Genomic DNA, 1,756 nt, shown 5'->3' with positions numbered 1-1,756 from the left:
CCAGGAAGACTACCTGGTTGATAGGTCGAAGGTGTAAGTGCAGTAATGTATTTAGCTTACCGATACTAATAGGTCGAGGACTTGACCAATAAATGATTCACTCTAAATGTATACAGTTTTCAGAGTATTAACTCTAAAATTGTTGACATTTTAAAAATATTGCAAAATATTTAGAAAAAGTGTTGACATTAAACTCTAAAGATGGTATTATAATACTTGTCTTGAAAAACAAAAATTAAACAACACGATATTATGTGGTTATAATAGCAAAGAGGATACACCTGTTCCCATTCCGAACACAGAAGTTAAGCTCTTTAGCGCTGATGGTACTTGGTGGGCAACTGCCTGGGAGAGTAAGACGTAGCCACGTAATCTTTTTTTGTGTGTAAAAATATTATTTTAATATCTCCATTTTATATACTTGTGCATATACATAATAAAAAGCAAGTATTTCATAAAGTTGAGGTGTTTATATTGAATTTGAATTTGTGAAAAACTTCTATATAATAGTAATATAAATAAGTGTAGATAATATAAAAGTGACAAAATGATAATAAAAATATTAGAAAATCATTATAAGGAATTTAAAGAAAAATGATTTAGAGTAATAAGGAAATATAATATAAAAATAAACTAAATATAGAAATTATAAAATTATATAATTTTATAAAACAAAGTAATATAAGTGAAATAATAAAAATAAAGGACTAAAAAATGATTTTTAAATAAGATTAATATATACATTTATAGATAATCCATTTGTGTGTAGAAATTATAATTTTTAGCTTGAGAGTATCTACAATCAATAATAAGATGCAAAATACATAAAAATATACTATAGAGATATGTAAAAAGATTAGAAAACATACTTAAATATATCAAAATATAGCATAAAAAAAATAATATTGGATATAAATAAGTTATATTATTTTTTAAAAAAATTCAATATATAAAGATAATTAAAGAGTATATTTTCTAAGGTAATTAGCTACAAGATTAAAGCAAATATTATATTTAATATTCTAAAATATAAAGATTGTCATAATAAAAAACTTATTTTTGAAAATTTAATTATAAGTATTCTATTTATTTTGGAGGTAAACAAATGGATAGCATGAAAGAAATGAGAAATAAACTAGACAATGGTAAGTATAATTTAACATTAGAAATAGCGGAGTCTACTTATTTTGGATCATATGATGATGTAGATACAAAATCTGGCGAAGATTTAGTTAGAAATTATTTAAGAAGTAATTCAGATGATGCATGTTTTAACGATATAAAAATAAAATATAATAAAAATAGACATACAGTAAGGGTTACAGCTGAATTAAATTATAGTGGAAATAATCATAAAGATTACTCTAATAGAGGAAGATTAATGTAATATAATAAGAATATAAATTGATTAGGACAAGTAATTTCGACATATTTCAACTAATTTAATAAAAATTTTTATAAAAAGTATTGACGATATTAAATTAAGATGATATAGTATTACTTGTCCTTAAGAAAAGGGCAAACAAGAAAATGAACTTTGAAAATTAAACAGTAGGTTAATTTATAGAATTGAAACAAACCAAACAAAGCCAGATATATAACAGTATCTGAGCCCGTTAAACTTTTATTTGAGAGTTTGATCCTGGCTCAGGATGAACGCTGGCGGCGTGCCTAACACATGCAAGTCGAGCGATTCTCTTCGGAGAAGAGCGGCGGACGGGTGAGTAACGCGTGGGTAACCTGCCCTGTACACACG

At 25.6% G+C, this 1,756-nt stretch carries 1 protein-coding gene and 3 rRNA genes; all 4 read left to right on the top strand.

Annotated features, from left to right (window positions below):
* Nucleotides 1-89, top strand: a 23S ribosomal RNA gene (locus tag VLM92_RS05525); the annotation flags it as partial.
* A 164-nt stretch (nt 90-253) separates the two neighbouring features.
* A 5S ribosomal RNA gene (gene rrf / locus VLM92_RS05520) occupies nt 254-370 on the top strand.
* 735 nt (nt 371-1,105) lie between these two features.
* Nucleotides 1,106-1,387 (top strand): hypothetical protein, encoded by a 282-nt coding sequence (locus tag VLM92_RS05515; RefSeq protein ID WP_325275353.1) that lies wholly within the window; start codon nt 1,106-1,108, stop codon nt 1,385-1,387.
* Nucleotides 1,388-1,624: 237 nt separating this feature from the next.
* A 16S ribosomal RNA gene (locus VLM92_RS05510) occupies nt 1,625-1,756 on the top strand; the annotation flags it as partial.

This window comes from Romboutsia sp., from assembly GCF_035470145.1.
In the GTDB taxonomy this organism is placed as follows: Bacteria; Bacillota; Clostridia; order Peptostreptococcales; family Peptostreptococcaceae; genus Romboutsia_D.
This window is presented reverse-complemented; position numbering and strand designations above follow the sequence as displayed.

Excerpts from the sequence above, each read along its gene's own strand:
- VLM92_RS05515 (WP_325275353.1), top strand. The coding sequence starts at position 1,106 with ATGGATAGCATGAAAGAAATGAGAAATAAACTAGACAATGGTAAGTAT.